At 49.2% G+C, this 23,287-nt stretch carries 24 protein-coding genes and 1 pseudogene; 18 read left to right on the forward strand and 7 right to left on the reverse strand.

Features of this window, described 5'->3' with window-relative positions; translation table 11 throughout:
- Window positions 1-13: 13 nt before the first annotated feature.
- The 12 genes and pseudogenes from F5I99_RS06070 (at window position 14) to F5I99_RS06125 (ending at window position 9,279) form a co-directional block, all read left to right on the forward strand.
- Complete coding sequence (locus F5I99_RS06070) at window positions 14-721, forward strand: ABC transporter permease (protein WP_151054129.1); 708 nt, start codon at window positions 14-16, stop codon at window positions 719-721.
- Window positions 718-1,362 carry an ABC transporter ATP-binding protein gene (locus F5I99_RS06075; protein ID WP_151054130.1) on the forward strand — a complete coding sequence of 215 codons (645 nt, stop codon included), beginning with the start codon at window positions 718-720 and terminating at the stop codon, window positions 1,360-1,362. Before F5I99_RS06070 ends, F5I99_RS06075 begins: the two co-directional genes overlap by 4 nt.
- Window positions 1,359-1,934, forward strand: coding sequence for a molybdenum cofactor guanylyltransferase MobA (gene mobA / locus F5I99_RS06080; RefSeq protein WP_151054131.1), 576 nt, complete (start codon window positions 1,359-1,361; stop codon window positions 1,932-1,934). The genes F5I99_RS06075 and mobA overlap by 4 nt, the downstream gene beginning before the upstream one ends.
- A gap of 94 nt (window positions 1,935-2,028) precedes the next feature.
- Window positions 2,029-2,568, forward strand: a complete 540-nt coding sequence (gene mobB / locus F5I99_RS06085; RefSeq protein WP_151054132.1) for a molybdopterin-guanine dinucleotide biosynthesis protein MobB — start codon at window positions 2,029-2,031, stop codon at window positions 2,566-2,568.
- On the forward strand, window positions 2,565-3,866 hold the full coding sequence (gene moeA / locus F5I99_RS06090; protein ID WP_151054133.1) for a molybdopterin molybdotransferase MoeA: 1,302 nt from the start codon (window positions 2,565-2,567) through the stop codon (window positions 3,864-3,866). Before mobB ends, moeA begins: the two co-directional genes overlap by 4 nt.
- A gap of 26 nt (window positions 3,867-3,892) precedes the next feature.
- A complete protein-coding gene (moaC, locus tag F5I99_RS06095) occupies window positions 3,893-4,705 on the forward strand; it encodes a cyclic pyranopterin monophosphate synthase MoaC (protein WP_151054134.1) in 813 nt (270 codons plus the stop codon).
- Between the two features lies 1 nt (window position 4,706).
- Entirely contained in the window at window positions 4,707-5,171 is a 465-nt protein-coding gene (gene moaE / locus F5I99_RS06100) for a molybdopterin synthase catalytic subunit MoaE (RefSeq protein ID WP_151054135.1), read from the forward strand.
- Window positions 5,164-6,168 (forward strand): GTP 3',8-cyclase MoaA, encoded by a 1,005-nt coding sequence (gene moaA / locus F5I99_RS06105; RefSeq protein ID WP_151054136.1) that lies wholly within the window; start codon window positions 5,164-5,166, stop codon window positions 6,166-6,168. Before moaE ends, moaA begins: the two co-directional genes overlap by 8 nt.
- A gap of 173 nt (window positions 6,169-6,341) precedes the next feature.
- Window positions 6,342-6,806 carry a DUF5675 family protein gene (locus F5I99_RS06110; protein ID WP_151054137.1) on the forward strand — a complete coding sequence of 155 codons (465 nt, stop codon included), beginning with the start codon at window positions 6,342-6,344 and terminating at the stop codon, window positions 6,804-6,806.
- Window positions 6,803-7,810 (forward strand): hypothetical protein, encoded by a 1,008-nt coding sequence (locus F5I99_RS06115; RefSeq protein ID WP_151054138.1) that lies wholly within the window; start codon window positions 6,803-6,805, stop codon window positions 7,808-7,810. The genes F5I99_RS06110 and F5I99_RS06115 overlap by 4 nt, the downstream gene beginning before the upstream one ends.
- 22 nt (window positions 7,811-7,832) lie before the next feature.
- Window positions 7,833-7,940 (forward strand): annotated as a pseudogene (locus F5I99_RS19565) (GTP 3',8-cyclase MoaA); the annotation flags it as partial.
- 103 nt (window positions 7,941-8,043) lie between these two features.
- A complete protein-coding gene (locus F5I99_RS06125) occupies window positions 8,044-9,279 on the forward strand; it encodes an EAL and HDOD domain-containing protein (protein WP_151054139.1) in 1,236 nt (411 codons plus the stop codon).
- An 18-nt stretch (window positions 9,280-9,297) separates the two neighbouring features.
- Here the strand turns inward: F5I99_RS06125 and F5I99_RS06130 are convergent, their stop codons facing one another.
- Complete coding sequence (locus tag F5I99_RS06130; RefSeq protein WP_151054140.1) at window positions 9,298-10,521, reverse strand: TraB/GumN family protein; 1,224 nt, start codon at window positions 10,519-10,521, stop codon at window positions 9,298-9,300.
- A gap of 172 nt (window positions 10,522-10,693) precedes the next feature.
- Between F5I99_RS06130 and ppnN the strand changes: the two genes are divergently transcribed.
- Window positions 10,694-12,070 (forward strand): nucleotide 5'-monophosphate nucleosidase PpnN, encoded by a 1,377-nt coding sequence (gene ppnN / locus F5I99_RS06135; RefSeq protein ID WP_151054141.1) that lies wholly within the window; start codon window positions 10,694-10,696, stop codon window positions 12,068-12,070.
- On the opposite strand, the gene F5I99_RS06140 is transcribed toward ppnN, so the two are convergent.
- The 6 genes from F5I99_RS06140 to F5I99_RS06165 form a co-directional block, all read right to left on the reverse strand.
- Window positions 12,058-13,731: an AMP-binding protein gene (locus F5I99_RS06140; RefSeq protein WP_151054142.1), complete on the reverse strand. Its 1,674-nt coding sequence runs from the start codon at window positions 13,729-13,731 to the stop codon at window positions 12,058-12,060. The genes ppnN and F5I99_RS06140 overlap by 13 nt on opposite strands.
- Before the next feature lie 33 nt (window positions 13,732-13,764).
- Entirely contained in the window at window positions 13,765-14,553 is a 789-nt protein-coding gene (locus F5I99_RS06145; RefSeq protein ID WP_151054143.1) for a class II glutamine amidotransferase, read from the reverse strand.
- A complete protein-coding gene (locus F5I99_RS06150) occupies window positions 14,553-15,017 on the reverse strand; it encodes a bactofilin family protein (protein ID WP_225307576.1) in 465 nt (154 codons plus the stop codon). The genes F5I99_RS06145 and F5I99_RS06150 overlap by 1 nt, the downstream gene beginning before the upstream one ends.
- Entirely contained in the window at window positions 14,966-15,901 is a 936-nt protein-coding gene (locus tag F5I99_RS06155) for a M23 family metallopeptidase (protein WP_151054144.1), read from the reverse strand. Before F5I99_RS06155 ends, F5I99_RS06150 begins: the two co-directional genes overlap by 52 nt.
- 97 nt (window positions 15,902-15,998) lie before the next feature.
- Entirely contained in the window at window positions 15,999-17,765 is a 1,767-nt protein-coding gene (locus F5I99_RS06160; protein ID WP_151054145.1) for a DEAD/DEAH box helicase, read from the reverse strand.
- A 136-nt stretch (window positions 17,766-17,901) separates the two neighbouring features.
- Entirely contained in the window at window positions 17,902-18,396 is a 495-nt protein-coding gene (locus F5I99_RS06165; protein ID WP_151054146.1) for a 3'-5' exonuclease, read from the reverse strand.
- A 135-nt stretch (window positions 18,397-18,531) separates the two neighbouring features.
- Here F5I99_RS06165 and F5I99_RS06170 point away from each other — a divergent pair, with 135 nt between their 5' ends.
- The 5 genes from F5I99_RS06170 (at window position 18,532) to F5I99_RS06190 (ending at window position 23,276) form a co-directional block, all read left to right on the forward strand.
- On the forward strand, window positions 18,532-19,572 hold the full coding sequence (locus tag F5I99_RS06170; RefSeq protein ID WP_151054147.1) for a GGDEF domain-containing protein: 1,041 nt from the start codon (window positions 18,532-18,534) through the stop codon (window positions 19,570-19,572).
- Between the two features lie 22 nt (window positions 19,573-19,594).
- Window positions 19,595-20,092: an FKBP-type peptidyl-prolyl cis-trans isomerase gene (locus F5I99_RS06175; protein WP_151054148.1), complete on the forward strand. Its 498-nt coding sequence runs from the start codon at window positions 19,595-19,597 to the stop codon at window positions 20,090-20,092.
- A gap of 129 nt (window positions 20,093-20,221) precedes the next feature.
- Entirely contained in the window at window positions 20,222-20,587 is a 366-nt protein-coding gene (locus F5I99_RS06180) for a response regulator (RefSeq protein ID WP_151054149.1), read from the forward strand.
- A 22-nt stretch (window positions 20,588-20,609) separates the two neighbouring features.
- Complete coding sequence (locus F5I99_RS06185; RefSeq protein WP_151054150.1) at window positions 20,610-22,775, forward strand: chemotaxis protein CheW; 2,166 nt, start codon at window positions 20,610-20,612, stop codon at window positions 22,773-22,775.
- Between the two features lie 9 nt (window positions 22,776-22,784).
- Window positions 22,785-23,276 carry a chemotaxis protein CheW gene (locus F5I99_RS06190; protein WP_151054151.1) on the forward strand — a complete coding sequence of 164 codons (492 nt, stop codon included), beginning with the start codon at window positions 22,785-22,787 and terminating at the stop codon, window positions 23,274-23,276.
- Window positions 23,277-23,287: the final 11 nt, after the last annotated feature.

Raw genomic sequence — 23,287 nt, forward strand, 5'->3', positions numbered from 1 at the left:
AGACAATGCAGTAATGAATTCTATTTCCGAAGCCACTACGGCTGCATTGTATCTTTTGATTTCTGGTGATGCGGAACTCTGGGGCATTATTCTGGTGTCCTTCAGAGTTTCGCTATCCGCCTTATTGATTGCCTTTCCCTTTGCGATGATGCTTGGCTTCGTGCTGAGCTTTTGGCGTTTTCCGGGACACTGGTTTATTGTCACCCTGAACAACACCCTGCTAGCGGTTCCTACGGTAGTCATTGGTTTGACCCTGGTGCTGCTGTTTTCCCGCAGTGGTCCACTTGGTGATCTGCGTTTATTGTTCACCCAGCCAGCAATGATTATCGGACAGATCTTAATCTGTTTTCCGCTGTTGGTGGCGATGCTGCATATGGCTTATCAGGGCGTGTCACGTCATGCCTGGGAAACAGCGCGTACGCTTGGGTGTTCGCGGATAAAAACCCTGTGGTTAATTACCCTGGAAGTGCGCTTTGCCGTATTGGCTGCCGCTGTGACAGCGTTTGGGCGAATTATTGCTGAGGTAGGTTGTGCGATGATGGTGGGTGGCAATATAGCCGGGTATACCCGAACCATCACTACTTCCATTGCTTTGGAAACTACTAAGGGTGAGTATGTGCAGGGGATTGCCCTGGGCATCGTATTACTGTTGCTGGCGTTGGGGTTAAACCTGCTGGTCGGTATCAGTCGTGGGCGCAGTGTTCAGGGGGCTGCACAATGAAGTACGCTGAGCTGAAGGCTATCGGGTTGCAGCATGGCTTTAAGCGTGAAACGCTGTGGCAAATAGACTACCTGCAACTCCAGGCCGGTGAGTGTGTACACCTGCGGGGTGAAAATGGCAGTGGTAAAACCACATTGTTGAAAGTGCTGGCAGGTTTGCAGCGCCCGAGTGCGGGTCAGGTGCTAATCAACCAGCAACCTGTGCGTCTTGGGGATGGGCGCTGTTGTTATCTGCATCAGCAACCCTATATGTTCGACAAAACAGTACGGGCTAACCTGGCCCAGGTGTTGGCATCTCGGCCTGGAGCCAAACACGAAAAATGTGAGCGTGTTGAGCAAGCGTTACACTGGTCGGGGTTAAGTCATCATGCCAGTCAAGCGGCGCGAACCCTGTCGGGTGGTGAGCGCCAGGCATTAGCCATGGCCCGGGCCTGGTTGTGCCAGCCACAGTTCTGGCTATTGGATGAACCCATTGCCAGCCTGGATGAAAAGGGGGTTGAGCGTTGCGTGCAATTGGTCTCACAACTGCGCCAAAGTGGTGCCGCTATTTTGATGACCAGCCACCAGCAGGGTGCCTTGACGGCACTTTGTGACAGTCAGTGGCAGTTACACCAGGGCAAGTTAACAACTGAGGGTGGATGATGCAAAACACAGCAGTAACAGGCGTTATCCTGGCCGGTGGACAGGGGCGTCGTATGGGTGGGGAAGACAAAGGCTGGGTTGATTTCCAGGGTCGGCCGATGATTCAGCATATATTGGAGCGTTTGTCAGACCAGGTGGATGAAGTCATTATCGTGGCTAATCGTAATCAGACTCGCTATGCTGATCTGGGTGTCAGAGTTGTTGAGGATTTGATATCTGGCTTTCAGGGGCCCTTGGTCGGGATAGCAACTGGTCTAACTTATGCGTCGCATGACCAAGTGGTATTCGTACCCTGTGATGGCCCGTTTATAAGTCGTGAGTTGGTTAATCGCTTCAGTGAAGAATTTTCTAATTCCGGAAAGCCTGTTATTGTGGCAGATGACGGAGAAAGATTGCAGCCGATGGTTGTTATGCTTCAGAAGCAGTTGTTGCCAGAGTTGCAGTCGGCGTTGCATGCCGGTGAGCGTAAACCGGATCGCTGGTATGCAGCGATGGGTATGGCTCAAGTCAGTTTTACGGCGGATAGTTTGTATAATTTCAATACACACGAACAAATAACACCAAAGAGTTAACGATAATTCTCCGTTATTAGTTAGTTTGTTCCTGTTAAGACAGGAACAAACCTTGCTTGGATAACAGATAATAACAACAGGATTATCGGACAGCATGAAACCCTACAATATTCCCGTACTTGGCTTTGCAGCCTGGAGTGGCACCGGGAAAACAACACTGTTGAAACAACTATTGCCGCGACTGCAGTTGCGCGGCCTGCGTATTGGTTGTATCAAGCATGCACACCATGACTTTGATGTTGATCTGCCCGGTAAAGATAGTTACGAACTGCGCCATGCTGGTGCCCGTCAGATGTTGATTGCGTCGGCCAAGCGCTGGGCTTTGATGACTGAAGATCTGCAGAATGAGGCCCCTAAGCTGGCAGATTTGCTAGCAAAGCTGGATACCGATCAGTTGGATATGGTGCTGGTGGAAGGTTTTAAAGCTGAAAACTACCCTAAAATTGAACTTTTCCGGCCAGTGTTGGGCAAGTCGCTGCATTGTGAGCAGGACCACAGCATTATTGCGGTGGCAACCGATGATCCGACCGCTTTGCCTGAAGGCTTTACACTTCCCTTATTGGATATTAACAACCTTGATGAAATTGACGCCTTCGTGTATCAATTTTGTTTAACTGGCGGAGGTCAGGGATGAGTAACAAGGATATTTCTTGCTTTGATTCTGTTACCCCTCAGGGGAATCGTCATTTAAAACTGGAAGAGGGCGCACGTCTGATTATGTCGATGGCGCTGGGCCATCTGCCATCTTGCGATTGTCCTTTATCTGAAGCCCTGGGCCGAGTGCTATCAAAGGATATAACGGCACCGTTTAACGTTCCCCAGAATGTTAATGCTGCCATGGATGGTTTTGCGCTCAAGGGTGACGAATTAGGTGCCCAGTCCGAATGGGACGTGCAGGGCCAGAGTCTGGCCGGTCGTGCATTTGATGGCCTATTGCAGCCAGGTTGTGCGGTAAAGATCACCACAGGCGCGCCGATGCCATTGGGTGCCGATACGGTGGTGATGCAAGAGATGTGTGAACTGCGTGGTACACGAGTGGTGATTGCTGACTCTGTGGCTGTCAGGCCCGGCAGCAATGTGCGCCAGGCTGGTGAAGATATCGCCGTTGACAGTCTGGTGTTGCAGCGTGGGCAACGTTTGGGTCCGATTGAGATAGGGATGCTCGCATCATTGGGGCTACACCAAGCAAGTGTTTATAAACCACTAAAGGTAGCGGTGTTTTCAACCGGTGATGAAGTCTGTGCGCCCGGTGAAGAACTGCATCCCAGCGGTATCTATGATACCAATCGTTATACGCTGTTCTCGGTACTGAAAGGGCTGGAGTGTGAGGTGGAGGATCTGGGTATTCTGCCGGATGATAAAGCCAGTATTGAACAGGCACTACAGCAGGCGGCCCAGCGTAATCGTCTGGTACTGACCAGTGGCGGAGTATCTGTTGGCGAAGCTGATTTTGTTAAGCAAGCATTGAGCAGTCTTGGCAATACCAGCTTCTGGCAACTGGCAATCCGTCCGGGACGCCCGATTGCGTTTGGGGATCTGGGATTAAACCAGGATGGCGAGCTATGCTTATTTGCTGGTCTGCCAGGCAACCCAGTAGCCGTGATGGTGACGTTTTGCCTGTTGCTGCAGCCGTTGATCCGTAAGCTCCAAGGGGAAACTGAGTGGGTGGGGCTGACATGGCAGGCGAGAGCCACCGAACCGATGAAAAGCCGTACCGGACGCAGTGATTTCCACCGGGGGATTTTTACTATCACCGAAGGTGGCGAACTGGAAGTGCGTACCACCGGACACCAGGGGTCAGGGATCCTGACCTCCATGCATGAAGCCAACTGCCTGATACGTATTGAAGAGGACCGGGACCGGATCGAAGCGGGTGACCGGGTCAGAATTTATCCATTCAGTCGTTGGTTACCCGGCTATCCGCTGGTGTGAACAAACGACCGGAGAAAAGCGCAATTATGTCAGAATTAACTCATCTGGATGCTAAAGGACAGGCACATATGGTGGATGTATCCGCCAAGTCAGTTACAGCCAGAACGGCTTCGGCTTCGGCCAGCATCACCATGCAGGCGGCAACGCTGAAAATGATAGTTGAAGGCCGTCACGCTAAAGGAGATGTGCTTGCTACCGCACGAATTGCAGGTATTCAAGCCGCCAAACGCACGCCGGATCTGATTCCTTTATGCCATCCGCTGATGTTATCCAAAGTATCTGTCGAATTTGAACCGGACACTGCCTTACCGGGTATCCGCGTTCTGGTGACCTGCAAGTTGGCAGGCCAGACCGGGGTAGAAATGGAGGCGTTGACCGGGGCGTCAGTGGCGGCTTTGACCCTTTACGATATGTGCAAAGCGGTAGATAAAACCATGCTGATTGGTGATATCCGCGTATTAACCAAGCAGGGCGGTAAGTCGGGTGACTGGGTGTTTGATGCCGCTGAAGCTGTATCTGCCCAAGTGGTCGTAGAATCCAGTGTTGATCAGATCAGCACGCGGCCCCACGAAAGACTTCAGGTACGTTTTTTTGCTGAATTACGGGAGCAACTGAAGCAGGATGAATTGGCCGTTGACCCGGCTGAGCTTAAAGCGGCCGGTTTTACAGTGACAGTGGGTGGTTTGTCCGACTGGTTGCGTCAAACTCAGCCAGAACTGGATGCCGTGCTGGATAGAGCGGGCTTGATGGTCGCGGTAAATCACAAAATGGCCGATAACCAGGTAGCGGTTAAAGCCGGTGATGAAGTGGCCTTTTTCCCACCGGTAACCGGGGGCTGATATGTTCAAAATACAGGTCTGTGCTGAACGTTTTGATACCGGCAAAGAGCTGGACGCTTTGAGTCAGCAGCGTACAGATATTGGTGCATTAGCCAGCTTTGTCGGCTATGTGCGAGATTTCAATGAGCGTCCGGATGTGACAGCGCTGACGTTGGAACATTATCCCGGCATGACTGAGCAGCAACTGCAAGCCATTACTGAAACAGCCGCTGAACGTTGGCCGCTGCTGGGTGGTACGATTATTCACCGGATTGGCCGGATGGAGCCGGGTGATCCGATAGTGCTGGTGGCTGTAGCCTCAGCGCACCGTCAGGCTGCATTTGATGCCTGTAACTTCATTATGGACTATCTGAAAACCCGGGCGCCTTTCTGGAAAAAAGAGCATACCTTGAGTGGTGACTACTGGGTCAGTTCACGTCCTTCAGATAGCCAGGCGGCACAACGCTGGGATAATAATAATGACTGAGCTCCTGAATACGGCTGCATTGGTGGATCGTTTTGGTCGACGGGTGCGTTATGTGCGCTTGTCGGTAACCGATCGCTGTGATTTTCGCTGTGTGTATTGTATGAGCGAAAAGATGACCTTTTTGCCCAGAGAACAGGTACTGACATTGGAGGAGATCGGACGGATTGCGTCAGTCTTTACCAGCCTTGGGGTTGAAAAAATCCGTCTGACTGGTGGTGAACCATTGGTCAGGCGTGATCTGATGGAATTGGTGGATTATATCGGTACCTTGGGGCTAAAAGATTTCACCATGACCACCAACGGCAGTCAGTTACCGCGCTTTGCCGCTGATCTGAAAGCCGCAGGCTTGCATCGACTGAATATTAGTCTGGATTCGCTGAACCCGGAGAAATTCCGTCGGATTACCCGTAATGGTGAGTTGCACAAGGTTCTGGCCGGGATAGACGCTGCGCAGGCCGCCGGTTTCAGTGCAATCAAGATCAATGCCGTGGTAATGCGTGGACGCAATGATGACGAAGTGCTAGCTCTGGTCGACATGGTGCGTCAACGTGGCATCGATATCAGCTTTATTGAAGAAATGCCGCTGGGGGATGTTTCTGATCATGGACGTGATGAGACTTTCTGCTCCAGCGATGAAGTCAAAGCAATGATTGAACAGCGTTATCCGCTGACACCACTGACGCATAACACCGGTGGACCCTCAAAATATTTCAGTATGCCTGATAGCCGCAGCCGCATAGGGTTTATATCACCTCACAGTCATAATTTCTGTGGTGATTGCAACCGTGTCAGGGTCACGGTAGAAGGGCAGTTGTTACTCTGTCTTGGCAATGAGCACTCGGTTGATCTGAAACCTATATTGCGTGCACACCCACAGGATAACGGCCCGTTACGCCAGGCGATTATTGACGCCATGGAGCTGAAACCTGAGTCTCATCATTTCACTACAGATGGTGAAGTTCAGGTGGTGCGCTTTATGAATATGACTGGTGGTTGAGTAGGAATGAATCTTAAAGGACTCGCATAATTGGATAACCCTAGCTGATAAAGTTGTTGTAATCTGACATTCTGTCAAATACTATCGTATTAGCATTAGGAGTTATTATGCGGCAGTGCGAACGCCAGATGCGTTTGTGCACTGTAAATATGGATTGGCTATAAGGATAGGATATGCCAAGGACTCACCTCATATCGGTTACCCGCAAATGGGAAACAGAACACTCAACAATAAGCGAATTTTTTATATCTGATGCATTGCCTCATGATGGGGAGATTCATCATGGTTTTTTTCTAGAACTTGAAGGTCCCGATACGATAGAGCAACGTCAGCGAAAGCGTATTGTGGAAGGAATTTTTAATTTAAAATGGGCAATCTCAACAAATAATCGCAATATTAGGCGTGATCTGCCTTTACCACATCTATATAATTCAGATGTTCCAGATAGTCGGGGTATTTATATACATGTTGGAAATTATCCAATTAATTCAGATGGTTGCTTATTAATTGGACGTTCACGAAAAGTCGATGAAGTTAGTGATAGTAGAAGTACCTTGAATGCACTTAAAAAGTATTTAAATCGTGTCGGAATTGAAAATGTGCGTCTGATTATTAAATCGGAGTATCAAGCAGTATGAACACAGACGCAAGAAGAGCTGTGGTTTCTGTTATCCCTCGTCTTGTCTTGCTTGGGCTTTTATTAATACTGGTGGCTGGCTGTACAGATAAGTTCTCTGACGAGACTGTACACAAAATCGATGATGAACGTGACCTGCGCTCATTTGATGATTGGGCGACAGCCAGTGTATTGAATATGCATGTGGGGTGGAATGCGCCAAGAGTTTTGGGACAATTAAGTTATCGAACCTGGGTGGATGACTTAATTCATACTCCAGTCAATATAGTTGAACAACCTTTTGTAATTAAAGGTCATTTATTGGCTTACTGGGATATTGATTACTCTGATCTCTCTTGGGAGACTAAATTGATTGATGCTCAGCCTGCAAAGACCTTGCTTGTACGTTTTTATCCTCAAGGACCGCAAGATCCTCAAACCGAAGCGATGCTTGAAGACTTAATCCTGTTGGCGGAAGACAGTCGTCGAGCTGTTCGGTTTTTTATTTATGATAGCTTTAATGAGCAAGGTCCTTTGCGTGTTCATAGTGGAGTTGAAGCTTGGGATCAGGATGAAATTGAAGCCGTGCTTGAGCCTTTTGGAGCGCTGGCCGATTCCTTTAAGAGGGACCAGGAAGGCTATATAGCCATGCCTGCCAAGGTTACCTTGACTGAAGTGTTGACCTATCATGAATTGAACTCTACGTTTCTCAACGGAAAGCTTACCGATGTTCAGTCTTGGCCTGAAGGAGCGGCTTTCGACTCTGATATTTATGATCTTCAACGCCATAATTTTTTATCGCTACCTTGGCAGCAATTCTTTCGGCTTGACTCATCGGCTTCAGTGTATACACAGCCTGATAAAGAATCGAAGGTGGTTTTACCACCCAATATTCAGGTTTCTGATTCAGGGCCCACGGTGGAAAAAATTTCTACTTACAGCACTGACTGGTTTTTAGTCCGCCTGTATTCTGATCCCGATATAAAAGGCTATGTTCCAGTGAATGATTTGTGGATAGTTAATTGATCACTGCTTTGACAGCGGCCCGTTACGCCAGGCCATTATTGCTGCCATGGAGCTGAAACCTGAATCCCATCACTTCACTACGGATGGTGAAGTTCAGGTGGTGCGCTTTATGAATATGACCGGTGGTTAACTGATTCTGACAGTAGGGTATAGGGTTTTGCGGCTGAATGGCTTAAAATCATGCTTGGTGATGGAGTGCTTATGCATTCCGGACTTGCTGCAGGGAGCCTTTGATGCCGGAACAGGAACAGAAAAAAGTAACTGATTATTGTCTTGCACTACAACCTATATGTGATCAGCATTTACGGCATGTGGGTGACGAGTTGCTTTATCGTGCCAGTGTGAATGCCAGAGCAGCTGTGATTGATAACCCTCTGGTGGCTACCGCACGTGTCTGTAATATTGCTTTTTACGAAATGGGACGGGAAGCGCTTAGTGGTCCCCGTGAGCTGTTTTTTAACACCCCCCGTGAGTGGTTGGTAAACCCGGATCTTTTACCACCGGTTGCTGATCGTATCGTATTGGAAGTGCTTGAAAGTGTTGAAGGTGATGCTGAAGTCATGGCCGCCCTTCGCAATATCAAAGCCCTGGGTTATCGCATCGCACTGGATGATTTTGTCCTCAATAAAGCCACTTCCCCGTTATTGGCGTTAGCCGATATTGTTAAGATAGATCTACTTAATAACGGTATTAATGAGCAGGAACTTGAGCTGTATAAATCATACGGCATTCAACTCCTGGCTGAAAAAGTAGAAGATTTCGACACCTTTAAGCGTTGTCGTGACTTGGGCTTTACTCTGTTTCAGGGCTATTTTTATGCCCGCCCGGAAGTCAGGCAAAGCCAGTTTATTAAGCGTAGCAGTAATAAGGCTGCCCAGTTGCGTCTGCTGGCTGTTTTGAATGAGCGGGAGCCGGAGTATGACAAGCTGGAATCGTTGATGGCGCAGGATTCACCGCTTTGTATACGCCTGTTGCGGCTGTGTAACTCACCCCTATACCGACGCCAATGTGAAATCAGCAGTTTACGTCAGGCAATGATTCTGGTTGGCTTTAGTGGTTTGCGCAAGTTGATTATTGTGATTTTGCTGGCGGACAACAATCCCTGTAATTTATTGTTGCTACCCAAGGCGCTCACTCGTGCCGCTATGTGTGAGCGTCTTGCTGAAGAATCACAACACGATCATCCAGACAGTGCCTTTCTTGTGGGTATCTTGTCAATGATGGATACCCTGCTGGATGAGCCACTGGATAAGCTCTGCCTGCAACTGCCGCTGAGTGAGGCTGTGCGTGAGGCATTGCTGAAACAACAGGGGCGTTTGGGTGAAATTCTACGCCTGACTATTGCCTATGAAGATGCACGCCTGGGATCAGCATCACAAGTGGTGGTTCAGCGACTTAACCGCTGTTATATGAACAGTGTGAGTTGGGCTAATAATCTGCTCATTGAAGTCGCTGATACCGATAAATAAAATCATACAGTTTCAGGGTTAGCCGGCTGCCGCAAGTTGGCCAAATATTCTGAAGCCGCCAAGGTAGGTACCCAGTGCTGAGCCAAATGTGGCGAGTATGAACACGAGTAGTGTTCGGGATACCCGGTTACGCCACCACCCCCTCAGTCGGGTGACATCCTGACGGAGTCGGGAAAAATCTCCTACGGTTGGTTTGCGCATGGCTATTTCGATGGCTGCAGCGACCATGCCTGCCCCTATAGTGGGGTTCAGTGAGGTAAACGGTGCGGCAAAAAATGTACCGATGATCGTTAAGGGATGCGCTTTGGCAATCAGCGCTCCCAACGCGGCTAAAGTGCCATTGATCATGACCCACTCAATAATCAGTTGTAATCCCAGATCGGTGTTGCGGCTGAAGCCTATGGCGAAACCGGTTAAAACCAGCAGCATGATGACCCAGGGAATCAGCTTAGGCCAGCGGCTACCCTTAGGTATTTGCTCCAGCAAACTGAGTTGTTCTGCGGGATCTTCCGGCAAGTGCCCGCGCAGATTGTCCGACATGCCTTTGAGGTGACCCGCACCGATAATCACCAGTACACGTTTATAGCGACTGTCACCATTCTCCTGTGCCAGGCGCAGAGCCATATAATGATCGCGCTCGGTGATCAGCGCCTGGTAGAGGTGCTCAGACTCTTCGGCAAACTCGGTGAAGGTGGATTCCAGAACATCGCCCTGTTTGAGCTTTTCTATATCTTCAGCCGATACTTTCTCTTTAGATACCAGGCTGGCCATTAAACCACTGATCAAATTCATTCGTTGCCACCAGGGTACACTCCGGTAGACCCGTTTCAGAGTAATGCCGATATCCCGGTCGATGACCATTACCGGCAGTCCAGCGGCTTCTGCTTCATCTAGTGCGGCTTTCATTTCAGCGCCTGGCGCTATGCCACTTTCTTCGGCAACGCGTTGCTGAAAGGCTCCCAGTGCCAGGCTGGCGGCAACCATCCCTGCTTTGCCTTCACGGATAACCTGGAACAGATCCATTTTTGCCAGCGCTTCAGGATCTTGCATAGACCGCAGACGTCCGGGACAAAGCTCTATCGCGACAGCATCAAACTCTCCTGAACGAATCAGTTCACTCACTTCGCTGGCACTGGCCTTGGAAACATGCGCTGTGCCCAGTAGTGTGTAGTGTGTGTCATGTTTGTGCAGCTCTTCACGTGGGCCGCCGGTTTGATCAGAGCTGATTACTGAAGTTGTCATAGAAGTCGCTGTCTGTGTTGATTCGCAAAAGAGCGCTGATTTTACCCTTCAGCGCAGCAGAGTGCATCTTTGTTGCCCGTTTTACCCAGCGTTTTGGCAAGAAACACAGTTTTGATATAAAACCATAGTAATATAAACACAAAATTGGATAGTTGATTAGCAGGAGAGCCGTATGATCACCGAGCAGTTTGTCGATGCCAGCATCACCCCTTTAGGTAATCTTGACACCCTGTCGCCCCATGAGGTAGCAAGATTACAGGACAGAAGTAACAGTGGTTTGCACACCCTGTTTCGTCAGTGTGCATTGGCTGTGCTTAATACTGGCAGTGAAATGGATAGCACGCGTAAGGTGCTACACCGCTTTCGTCGTTTCGATGTTCAGATCAGTCAAAAGTTTCGTGATGTCCAACTGGATCTGATCAATGCACCCGCCTCGGCTTTTGTTGATGGTGAAATGATTCAAGGGATACGCGAACATCTGTTTTCGGTATTGCGTGATCTGCTGTATGTTCAGGATGAGCTGGATAGTGGTGATGATGAGTTAACTGAATCTGAGCGGATCACCAATCTGGTATTTCATATTTTGCGTCATGCTGGTGCGATGCGTCCCCATGTTAAACCTGATACGGTGGTTTGCTGGGGTGGTCATTCGATTAACCGTATTGAGTATGACTATACCAAAAAAGTCGGTTATGAATTGGGCCTGCGTAAGATGAATATCTGTACTGGCTGTGGACCCGGTGCGATGAAAGGTCCGATGAAAGGTGCGACTATTGCGCATTCTAAACAGCGCATTACCCAGGGACGTTATCTCGGTATTACCGAGCCTGGAATTATTGCCGCTGAATCACCCAACCCGATAGTGAACGAACTGCTGATCCTGCCGGATATTGAAAAACGTCTGGAAGCCTTTGTCCGCTTAGGCCATGGCATTATTGTGTTCCCTGGTGGTGCTGGAACAGCAGAAGAGATACTTTATATTTTGGGCATCCTGCTGCGCGAAGAGAATGCTCACATGCCTTTCCCGTTAATTTTTACCGGGCCAGAAGAGAGTAAAACCTATTTTGAAACGTTGGACAAGTTTATCGCCGCAACACTGGGTGAGCCAGCAAGACGTTTTTATGAGATTATTACCGGGGATGCGCATGCTGTCGCACAGCGGATGAAAGAACGCCTGGATGAAGTGACCCGCTATCGTAAATCCAACGGTGAGTCTTACCACTTTAACTGGGACCTGATGATTCCGTTGGCGTTACAGCAACCCTTTGAGCCAACACATGAGTTGATGGAGGGGCTGAATTTGTCTTTACAACAGCCAGACTATGCATTGGCGGCTCAATTACGCTGTGCGCTGTCTGGCATCGTTGCCGGCAATGTCAAGGAGCCAGGGATTCGAGCAATTGAAGAGCGTGGACCATTTCAGCTAACGGGTGATCCGCAGGTAATCGATGCGCTGGCAGAGCTGCTGGAGAGCTTTGTGCAACAGCGGCGCATGAAAATCAATCATGAGGACTATGTGCCTTGCTTTCGCTTGGCTCATCGAGCCTGATTGGAGTTGCGTGAGTTGTTTTCCAACTGACGCAACGCCTGCTCTTTCAATTTGCGTCTGAGTACTTTGCCAACAGGTGTGCGAGGTAGTGTGCTGCAGAACTCCACACATTTTGGCACTTTATAGGCCGTCAGCCGTTCCTTGCAGTAAGTACGTACGGTTTGGGGGGTAAGGTTGGTGCTTCGGGTCATGACATAGAGTTTGATCTTCTCTCCGGTTGCTTCATCCGGTATGCCGATCGCTGCGCAGTCTTCTACCTCAGGCATACTGCATACCAGGGTTTCCAGTTCGCTGGGAAATACTTTAAAGCCAGAGACACAAATCAGTTCTTTTTTTCGGTCAATGATTTTAAGTGCACCTTCCTGCGTCAGCAGACCTATGTCACCGGTATTCAGCCAGCCGTCTCTGGAGAGCGCCTGTTGGGTTTCTTCAGGTTGATTCCAGTAGCCTGCCATGACTTGTGGCCCTTTGACTTGTATCTCGCCGGTTTCACCTATTGGCAGAAGATTACCTTGCTCATCGATAATACGTACCTGGGTATTGCTAAGTGCGGGTCCAACACTGCCTATAATGATGTGATCTGGGCGGTTGACACTGACAACCGGCGAACACTCAGTTAAACCATAACCTTCAGCGATGGCTGATCCGGTCACTTCAGACCAGGCAGTTCCCAGCAGGGGTGATAATGCCATGCCGCCAGAAATGGTTAGTCCCAGGTGTTTAAAGCTAAGGCGTTTGAAGTGTTTGTGGTTTAACAGCGTATTAAATAGCGGATTTATTCCAGCGAAGACAGTGGGTTTATGTGTCTGAAAGCAACGGATTAACGACTTGATGTTTTTGGGGTTGGGTACCAGCTCCGTATTGGCGCCCTGACTGAAAAAAGCAAGATTCAGCATGAAGGCATAGATATGATAAAGCGGTAAGGGTTGTAGCAGGCGCTCCTGTCCAGTGTGGGTGTATCTTTCCAGCAGGTCCTTAAGCTGTTTAAGATTGGCCATCAAATTGCCTTGTGTAAGCATGGCTCCTTTAGGAATACCGGTTGTACCACCGGTATATTGCAGCAGTGCCAGATCATTCGATGTTTGTTTAACCGGCTGCCAGGCTTCCGTCGAGTGTTGGCTCAGTACATCCTGCAGCCAGGTTACTTGTGGGAGGCTGCTGTCGGAAAAAGGCATGGCTATATGACGAACGTATTGATTTAACAGCCAACCCTTCATGGGTGGGTGAAGGTCCCCCAGCTCGGTTATCAGGATACTGGTAACTGCAGTATCCTCCAGCGCTATAGCCGCACGGCGAGCCAGAGGGGCAAAGGTAATGAGCGCACGAGCGCCACTGTCCTTGAGCTGAAAATGTAGTTCTGCGGGTGTGTACAGTGGATTGCTGTTAACTAAGACCAGTCCGGCGCGTTGGATGGCAACCATCACCAGTGGGTATTGCATTATATTGGGTAATTGAACCGCGACACGATCACCTGGCTTCAGTTCAAGTTGTTGTTGAAACCAGCCAGCCAGGATGCGGCTTTTCTGATCAAGCTCAGCAAAAGAGATGCTGCCACCTGAATGTGAAAAGGCGGTGCTGTCACCAAATTGCCTGAATACAGAGTCGAACAATTCGTTCAGGCATAGGGCATTGTGGTAGAGAGGTACAGAGGTTTTTGTCATTTCATTCCCTCGTTATACGACTATTGTCGTATGTCAGGGCGTAGTATGCAAACGTCTTGCGACTTTTCCGTCAACAAAAACCACCATTTCTCCTGTTTCCAGTTTTGACCAGGTTTCATTGTTGGTCAGTGGGTCGGTGGCAATAACCGTGACAATATCATTGGGAGTGGTGACGGCTTCAAAGTTAACCGCGACATCACAGTCACTTAGCTGTGCTTCTCCAAAGGGCGATTGCCGGGTGATCCAGCAAAGCCTGGTGGTGCAGTAGGTGAACAGATGTGTAGACTCACTCAATAGCAGGTTAAAAACACCCAATGATCGTAAAGTTTCACAACACCGGTGAATAAAACCTGTCAAAGTCGCATAGTCCTGTGGGGGTGTTGGAAAGGTGTTACGTATCTGATCCAGTAACCAGCAAAACGCATATTCACTGTCTGTGGAGCCCACTGGGAAGTAGTGCTGTAATGGCCAGTTAAAGATTTCAGGATCCAGTTGGCCATTATGTGCATAACACCATTTGCGTCCCCAAAGTTCACGATCAAATGGGTGGGTGTTTTCCAGGCAGACTTTGCCGACATTGGCTTGGCGTATATGGCTGATGACTATGCGGCTTTTAATCGGGTATTCAGCAATCAGTTGGGCAATACGTGATTGCGCGCTTGGTGCAGGGTCGTGGAAAATACGCAGACCGCAGCCTTCATAAAAGGCTATCCCCCAGCCGTCTTTATGTGGGCCCGTGCCGCCACCACGTTGCATCAAACCGGTAAAACTGAAGCAGATGTCTGTGGGTACATTGGCACTCATGCCAAGCAGTTCACACATTATTTAACCTTTTTACTGAGTGTAATACGTTCCGGCAATGACGCAAAAATATCGTTATGTTCGGCGTATTGTTCGGCTTCAGATATGTCAATGGAATGGATGCCGAGTGTCGGTTCAGGAAGGCTGCGCTCCCCGACAAAAACCCCGCCTTGATCAACTTTCATATCGGCACAACAGACTCTGGCATTAACCTGACCGCCTGATTCAATAAACAGGTGGTCGCAGATAACATCCCCTTCCAGTTTACCGCTGACAAAAATTTTAGTGCCACGGACTCTACCGGTTATCAGACCATAGATACCAATCGAAACGTCATCTTCGGCGACGATATGCCCTTCAAAGGTACCATCTACATGCATTTTACCACTGATGCGAGTGTCACCGGAAAAGCGGTTACCGCGAGCAATTATGCTTACTGTGGCCCGCCCTGGTTTAGGGGGTACATGGCGTTTAAGGATTCCCACGCTACAACCTCTATATTACTGAAAAGTGATTCGAAATTGTCCAAGCCCCAATCGACAAAATGTTTAGGGTCAAGCGGTGTGTATAAATGCCGGACTTCGTAATGCAAGTGCGGTCCTGTCGAGCGCCCGGTGTTACCACTATAGCCGATCAGTTGACCTTTATGCACATATTGCGATGATTCTACTTCAGTCTTTTGCAGGTGTGCATAGTAGGTTTTAAAACCCAAATTATGTTGTAGTACAATCAGATTACCAAAACCAGACCCTTGATCATAACCGGATTTTTCCACGATGCCATCGGCTGTAGCATATACGGGAGTACCTCTGGCAGATGGAAAGTCCAGGCCGTTATGAGGGGTCCGTCGTCCGGTAATCGGGTGTACCCGGGTGCCGAAGCCGGAACCTATACGTGTGCCTTTGATTGGAAGACCGTTGGGGATGCTGTACAGCAAAAACAGACGTTGTACGGTAGCCGCTTGCAAAAGAGCAGAACGATCAACCTGAGTAGTATCCTCCGGAATATCCGTCAGTACACCCAGTATGGATTCGATCTCTGTCAGGTCAGCATCCAGACGTATTTTTTCTTCTTCCAGTTGGGCGCGTTGGTAGAAAACCTCAGAGTAGCGAGAACCTAACTCAGCCAAATTTTCCAGATACAGTTGTTGCGTACCCAGGGCTTCGGTGAATTGTTCTTCAAGAGTGATTTTTTCTTGTTCCAATCCCTGTAGATCATCCCGGGTTTTAACCAGAAGCAGGTTGGATATAAAAAAACTTAGAGCAGAAAGCAGTAGAAACAAGCCTACCAGGTAGCCAGCAAGCTGACTGAGCGTGTATTGACGAGAACCGCGAACGGTGGTCAGGGTGATGATCAGTTTCTGTCGCAAATGAGAGTCCAGTCTGCAAAATCGTTGTAATATAACGTTAGCAGTTGGCTGGTGTCGAGTGGGCAGCTAGGCTTGGCTTAGCTGCCCACTCATCAATTTAAGCGCGTGAGCGCTCACGACTATTGCTGCCGTTGCTTTTGCGCGGTGCAGCTTTGCGTTTGGGCTTGGCTGGCTGGCTATCGCGGTCCGAAGGCAGGTCGTCTGACCAGGGACGGATATTCAGTGGCTGGCCACAGATGCGTGCGCGTTTCAGGATTTGTAGCATCGGTGCCGGTATGCTGTTAGGCAGATCGACAGTGCTGAAGTTCTCGCTGATATCTATGCGACCGATATACTGGCTTTCGACACCGGCTTCATTGGCAATAGCACCAACAATATTGCCTGGCTTCACACCATGCTGATAACCCACGCCTATCCAGTAACGCTGCATGCCTTCAGAGATGGCATCATTACCACGGGCTCGACGGGCCGCTGGCTTACGGTCACCACCGCGCTCGTCACGGGCGTCACGAGTGCGTTTTTCACGCACAGGTGCAGGTTCGCGTTCATCCATAAATAGCGGGGTCTTTTTGTACAGCAGCTTCAGTGCTGCCGCCGCCATTTGCTCTGGGGTTAGATCGGTGCTTTCCGCAAACTGCTTGATCAATGGTAGGTATAGATCACAGTCAGATGCTGCAGCTTCCAGCTCAATCTGCAGGCGAGTGATGCGCAGTGCATTGATATCTTTAGCGGTTGGTAATTCCAATGTTTCGATCGGAGAGCGAGTGGTGCGTTCAATCTGCTGCAGCAAGCGCTGTTCTCTAGGTGCAACAAACAGGATGGCATCACCTGAGCGACCCGCACGACCAGTACGTCCGATGCGGTGGATGTACGATTCTGCATCGTAAGGAATGTCGAAGTTGACCACATGGGTAATGCGCTCAACATCCAGGCCGCGAGCCACAACATCGGTTGCGACGACTATATCCAGGGCGCCACTTTTGAGTTTATCGACAACTTTTTCACGTTGATTCTGGGCGATATCACCATGCAGTGCGGCGGCCGGGAAGCCTGCGCGGGTAAGTTGCTCAGCAACTTCTTCAGTCGCATTTTTGGTGCGCACGAATACCAGAACGCCTTCGTGTTCACGCAGTTCAAGCAGGCGTGTGAGCGCCATGGCTTTGGTCATACCACGTACGGTCCAGACGCGCTGGCGAATGGTGCTGGCCGTGGCTGTTTTGTTAACAATTTTCACGATGGCCGGATCTGACAGATAGTTGTCAGCGATGCGGCGGATAGCTGGCGGCATGGTTGCGGAAAACAGTGCGATCTGACGCTGAGCCGGGGTGTGTTGCAGAATCCATTCGACGTCGTCGATGAAGCCCATGCGCAGCATCTCGTCAGCTTCGTCCAGTACCAGTGTCTGAAGTTGATCCAGTGCCAGGGTACCGCGACGAATATGATCCATTACACGACCTGGTGTACCGATGACGACATGCGCGCCGCGGCGTAAACCACGCAGCTGCTCATCGTAACCCTGACCACCATAGATAGACAGGGTGCGTATACCGGTCAGATGCTTGGAATAGCGCTCGCAAGCCGTTGCTACCTGGAGTGCCAGCTCGCGAGTTGGCGCCAGGATTAATAGCTGTGGAAACGTTTTTGATGGATCAAGACGCTGCAATAAGGGTAAGGCAAACGCAGCAGTTTTCCCTGTGCCTGTTTGTGCCTGACCCAATAAGTCACGTCCTTCCAGTAAGGGAGGAATCGTGCCAGCTTGAATTGGGGAGGGTGTTTCGTAACCTACGTCGTTCAGTGCTGCAAGAATAGGTGCAGATAGACCCAGGTCACCAAAATTGGTGGGGAGAGTTTCAGTATTGGACATGCTGTGATTTATACCTGATAGAAGAGAGGTGTTTTGTGAAACGTGCCGCTCAGTTAGCAAAGAGGCGGGCCGCACACATTTAAGCAGCAATGCCTCATAAAGAAGCGCAAATTGTATAGACTTGGTGGACCTTTGTCTAGTGGCGAGAGGGTGTGGAATGACCCATTAGAATATCGCCAATGATTTTGGCATCGGCCAAAGCGCGGTGCGGCATCTGCTGTTTTTCCAGTTCGGCAAACAGCATGGCCTGACGGCTGGGGTGTAGCACGGCATCGATCCCGGCCAGTTTGAACTGCATACGGCGTTGAGCTGTTCTGAATAAACGGCGTAGCCACATAAAGTCAAAGTCAGGTGCATCAGAGATGACGCGGTTAAATGAATCAGCATGCTGGCTGATGTAATGATTGAGTTGATCGCACGCGATGTCCGGTGCAATGCCGTCACGGAACAACTCAGCACGTTCGATACCATGAATCTCTTCAGCTACGTCATCCCAGTGCGACCAGTCTGGATGAGGTCTTACCAGAAAGCTCAGGGAGTTGCTTGGCTTTTCAGTATTGTATACACCAACCTCAATAGGATAGGAGTGGTCAGGGTCCAGACCTGAAGCTTCTATATCAATTATCAGCATGAAAATAATGTAACCTGTACCTGTGTTTTAAATTGTGTGAGATGACAGCTAGGGATAGAATCAAAGCATACCATTATTACAATGAATTGACGTAATTAGAAAAATTGATGTAATCAGACAAAGAAGAGGCTTGTTGTGAACGCAAACCCCCATCTGCTTGATCGCCTCGCTACCCTGACATCGATACGTGATCTGGAACTGCTGGAATTCAGTTTGTTGAAAACTGTTTATGAACTGTTTCGACCTGAGCAGGTAATGATGCTCAAGTATGACTCAGACGGAGATGTCCGCTTCACTATGCGATATGGACACGATGGTTGCCATGAAAGTAATCGTACAGTCCGTAGTAAAGAACCGGAGCAACCCGAGGTGTTCAGTGCACTGCGTATGGCACGTCGTATCAGTGCTCCGTATCATTCCCGGTTAGTGAATGGCAATAGCTTGTCAGCCTACCCGGCCCTGGATTTTCAGGTGTTGAGTGTATGTCTGGTGATAGAGGCCCGGCGTCCTGCGACACCTAATGATGTTCGCTTAATTCAAGGGCTTTTGCAGATCTATCGTAATTTCTGTGAGTTAATTGAAGATGCCCAGCGTGATCAGTTGACCGGGTTGTTAAACCGCAAAACCTTTGATGAAAGTATCCAGCGCGTAATCGGCATGTCAGCCACAGCGGCGTATCCGTTTGTGGATGATGAGCGTCGTCAGCAAGCCGATACTGATATCAGTTATTGGTTAGGTCTGATCGATATTGATAATTTTAAACTGGTTAATGACAACCTGGGGCATATCTACGGGGACGAGGTGTTGTTGCTTCTCTCACAGATCATGCGCGATATTTTTCGTGAAAGTGACTTGCTGTTTCGTTTCGGTGGAGAGGAATTTGTCGTCATTACTGAAAATGTTGATATGGAAGGTGCCAGAACAGCATTTGAGCGTTTTCGTCAAGCGGTTGCCGCTTTTGAATTTCCGCAGGTTGGGCGGGTTACTGTGAGTTTTGGGGCAGTGGAAGTACATCCCGGCGATGTAGTACATGCATTGCTGGATCGGGCGGATAAAGCACTCTATTTTGCTAAACATCATGGTAAAAACCGTGTTTGCTTCTATGATGAATTGTTAGCGCAGGGACAAATCCAACCTGCACGAAGTTTTGTAAATAATGAAGCCGAGTTGTTTTGATATACATAACAGGAAAGGTGCAATGACACAGATACAAGATGACACAGTCGTCAGTTTTTTTTACACGCTACGTAATGCTGAAGGTGAAGTGCTTGAGACAAATGAAATTGATCGGCCTATGGTCTATCTGCACGGGCACAATAATATGATTCCGGGGCTTGAAGCGGCTATGTTGGGTAAACAGGCTGGCGATAGTTTCGATGTGACGCTGCGACCTGAAGAAGCTTATGGTGAACGGCAAGATGACCAGCAGATCAAAGTGCCGGTTAAACATTTACAGGGTTTGCCTAAGGGAGTGCGAAGCTGGAAAGCCGGTATGGTAGCGCTGGTAGAGACTGATCAGGGACCACGGCATGTCACCATATTGAAACCTGGACGCTTTATGGTTCAGGTGGATACCAATCATCCGCTTGCGGGTCAGACTCTTAGCTATGCTATACGGATTGACTCCTTGCGTCAGGCGGAAGCTGATGAGCTTGCTCATGGGCACGCACACGGTCCGGACGGACATCATCATTGATTTGAACCCTGGGTTTGCTGTCTCTAGAATTTTTGATTATTCGCGTATGAAAATATGCAGTATCTAGTGAAACCATATAGCATTTAAGGTTATAGTGCGTTTAATTTAGAACTAATCCTGGAGCATTCCATGGGGAAATCCATACTGACTGTTGATGATTCGGCATCTATTCGACAGATGGTCAGCTTTACACTTAAAGGTGCCGGCTACACCATCACAGAAGCGGTAGATGGCAAGCAGGGGCTGGAAAAAGCTCAGGCAGGACGCTTTGATCTGATTCTGACCGATCAGAACATGCCTAATATGGATGGGCTGACTCTGATTAAAAGCCTACGAGCGTTGCCAGCTTATCGTTCTGTTCCCATTCTGGTACTAACGACTGAAGCAGGCGATACCATGAAGTCACAGGGTCGAGCTGCCGGTGCGACCGGTTGGCTGGTTAAGCCCTTTGATCCTCAGAAACTGATCGAGGTTGTACGCAAGGTGATCGGTTGAATCTGCGATAGGAAGTGGCAGCATGAATATAGATCTAAGTCAGTTTCATCAGGTATTTATTGATGAGGCCTACGAACATCTTGGCACCATGGAGCAACTGCTGCTGGCACTTGATGTTGAAGACCCCAGCCTGGAAGATCTTAATGCTATTTTTCGGGCGGCCCATTCAATCAAAGGTGGCAGTGGTACTTTTGGCTTTAGTGATATTGCCTCTCTGACCCATGCCCTGGAAACTCTGCTAGATAAGCTGCGTAAGCAAACTTTGGCGGTCACTGATGAGATGATCTCCGCCTTCCTGAGCTGCTGTGATCTGCTCAGTGCCATGCTGGAAGCGCATCAGGATGGCTCGCCGGTCGATGAGGCACAGATTGAAGTGGTTCGGGCCGAACTACTCAGGCTGGGTGATGAAAGTGTCGTCCTCGCTGAGCCACCTGCTGCTTCAGAAACAACCTATGCAGAAATTGAATCAGTGACTGCGCCGATCTGGCTGATAGATTTGCATCCTCAAAGTGATATCTTTTCCGGAGCTGCTTCCATTGATGCAGTCAGTGAAGACCTGGCAGCGCTGGGTCAGCTTAGTGTCATCAATCAACAACCCAATAGTCACATATCCTGGCGGCTGCAGGGCCCGGAAGATCCTGATGTTATCAGTGAAATTTTCGCTTTTATATGCCAGCCATCAGAGGTCACTATTCAGCCCGAGCTCAGGGACGATGCCGTTGAAGAAGATGAGGGTTTTGGCTTTTTTGTTGATGAGGCCGAGCTACCAGCGCAACAGGCTCAGAATGAGGCTGAGCAGGGTTTTGGTTTTTTTGTAGAGCTAGATGAATTGCCCGCCAACCAGGCTGCAGCTCAGGAGCAACAGCAAGGTTATGGTTTTTTTGTGGATGAGGCCAGTTTGCCGGTAGCCTCTTCGTCAGCGGATGCCATCTCAAATCAGCCGATGCAGAAGTCCCAGGTCTCCCTGGCTCAAAAAAACCGTTCAGAGACTCCCAAACATCAAGCTGAAACATCGATCAGAGTCGGCGTTGAAAAAGTTGATCAGTTGATTAATCTGGTCGGCGAACTGGTGATAACACGCTCAATGTTGGCTCAGTCAGCGTCACAGTTGGATTCGGTGGAGTATGAATCGATACATAACGGTCTGGTTAATTTAGAGCGTAACTCCCGCGATTTGCAGGAAGCGGTGATGTCTATTCGCATGTTACCGATTAACTTTGTGTTTGGGCGCTTTCCACGTGTTGTGCGTGATTTAACTCAGAAAATGCATAAAAAAGTGCGCTTAAAGTTGGTAGGTGAGGAAACTGAACTGGATAAGGGGCTGATTGAAAAACTTGCTGATCCACTGACCCATCTACTGCGCAACAGTATTGATCATGGTATTGAAACGCCAGAAATACGGCGAGCTGCTGGGAAGCCTGAAGAGGGGACGATTACACTCAGTGCCAGCCATCAGGGTGGCAGTATTCTGGTAGAAATTGTGGATGATGGGGCTGGGTTGAACCGCGAAAAACTGCTGGAAAAGGCCCGCGAGAAAAATCTAGCCATATCGGAAAATCCTACAGATAAAGAAGTCTGGCAGTTAATTTTTGCACCCGGGTTTTCAACCGCCAAAGAGGTGACCGATGTCTCTGGGCGGGGTGTGGGGATGGATGTAGTGCAGCGTAATATTGCAGAGATGAAAGGGCAGGTTGAGATTGAATCTATACCTGGTGTCGGCACGACTATTGGTTTGCGCCTGCCTTTAACTCTGGCCATTCTGGACGGTATGACGCTACGGGTTGGTAAGGAAATTTTCATCTTGCCACTGACGCGTATTCTTGAATCCTTTCAGCCTGAACCAGAGCAGTTGAAAACGGTTTCAGGTAAAGGCCGGGTTGTGCAGATGCGCGGTGAGTACCTGCCGTTACTGGAGCTATATAAAACGTTGAATCTGGAACCCGAGGTCACTGAACCTGAAAAAGGTATTCTGGTGGTGGTCGAGACCAACAGCGACAAGGTGGCGCTATTTGTAGATGAGTTGATAGCACAGCAGCAAGTGGTGATTAAAAGTCTGGAAACACACTATCGCAAGGTGGATGGAATCTCCGGTGCAACCATCATGGGTGACGGGCGTGTGGCACTTATTCTTGATATCGACAAACTGGCGCGTATGCACAGCACAGATAACCAGTTGCAGAAGGGTTGAGGTGAAATTATGACAGAAGAAACACAGGATAACCCATTACTAAATCAAGCCGGGGAGTACCTGACATTTACTCTGGGCGACGAAGAGTATGCTATCGATATCCTCAAAGTACAGGAAATTCGCGGCTATGATGCTGTCACCCGTATTGCCAACACACCAGACTACATAAAAGGTGTGATCAACATGCGCGGGGTCATCGTGCCGGTTGTCGATATGCGCCTGAAGTTTCATTTGGGTAATGCTACTTATGATCAATTCACTGTGATGATTATTCTCAACCTGGGCCAGCGAATTGTCGGTATGGTGGTCGACTCAGTATCTGACGTGGTGGCATTGAAGCTGGATGAAATACGTCCCGCTCCCGATTTCGGTGCCAGTTTTGACACCCAGTATCTATTAGGTCTAGCCACCGTGGGTGAGCGCATGGCTATAGTCGTGGATATAGAGAAACTGATGACCAGCCAGGAAATGGGTTTGATCGATCAGCTAGCCGGCGTGTAGATTTCAGGAGA

The sequence above is a fragment of the Nitrincola iocasae genome (assembly GCF_008727795.1).
In the GTDB taxonomy this organism is placed as follows: domain Bacteria; phylum Pseudomonadota; class Gammaproteobacteria; order Pseudomonadales; family Balneatricaceae; genus Nitrincola; species Nitrincola iocasae.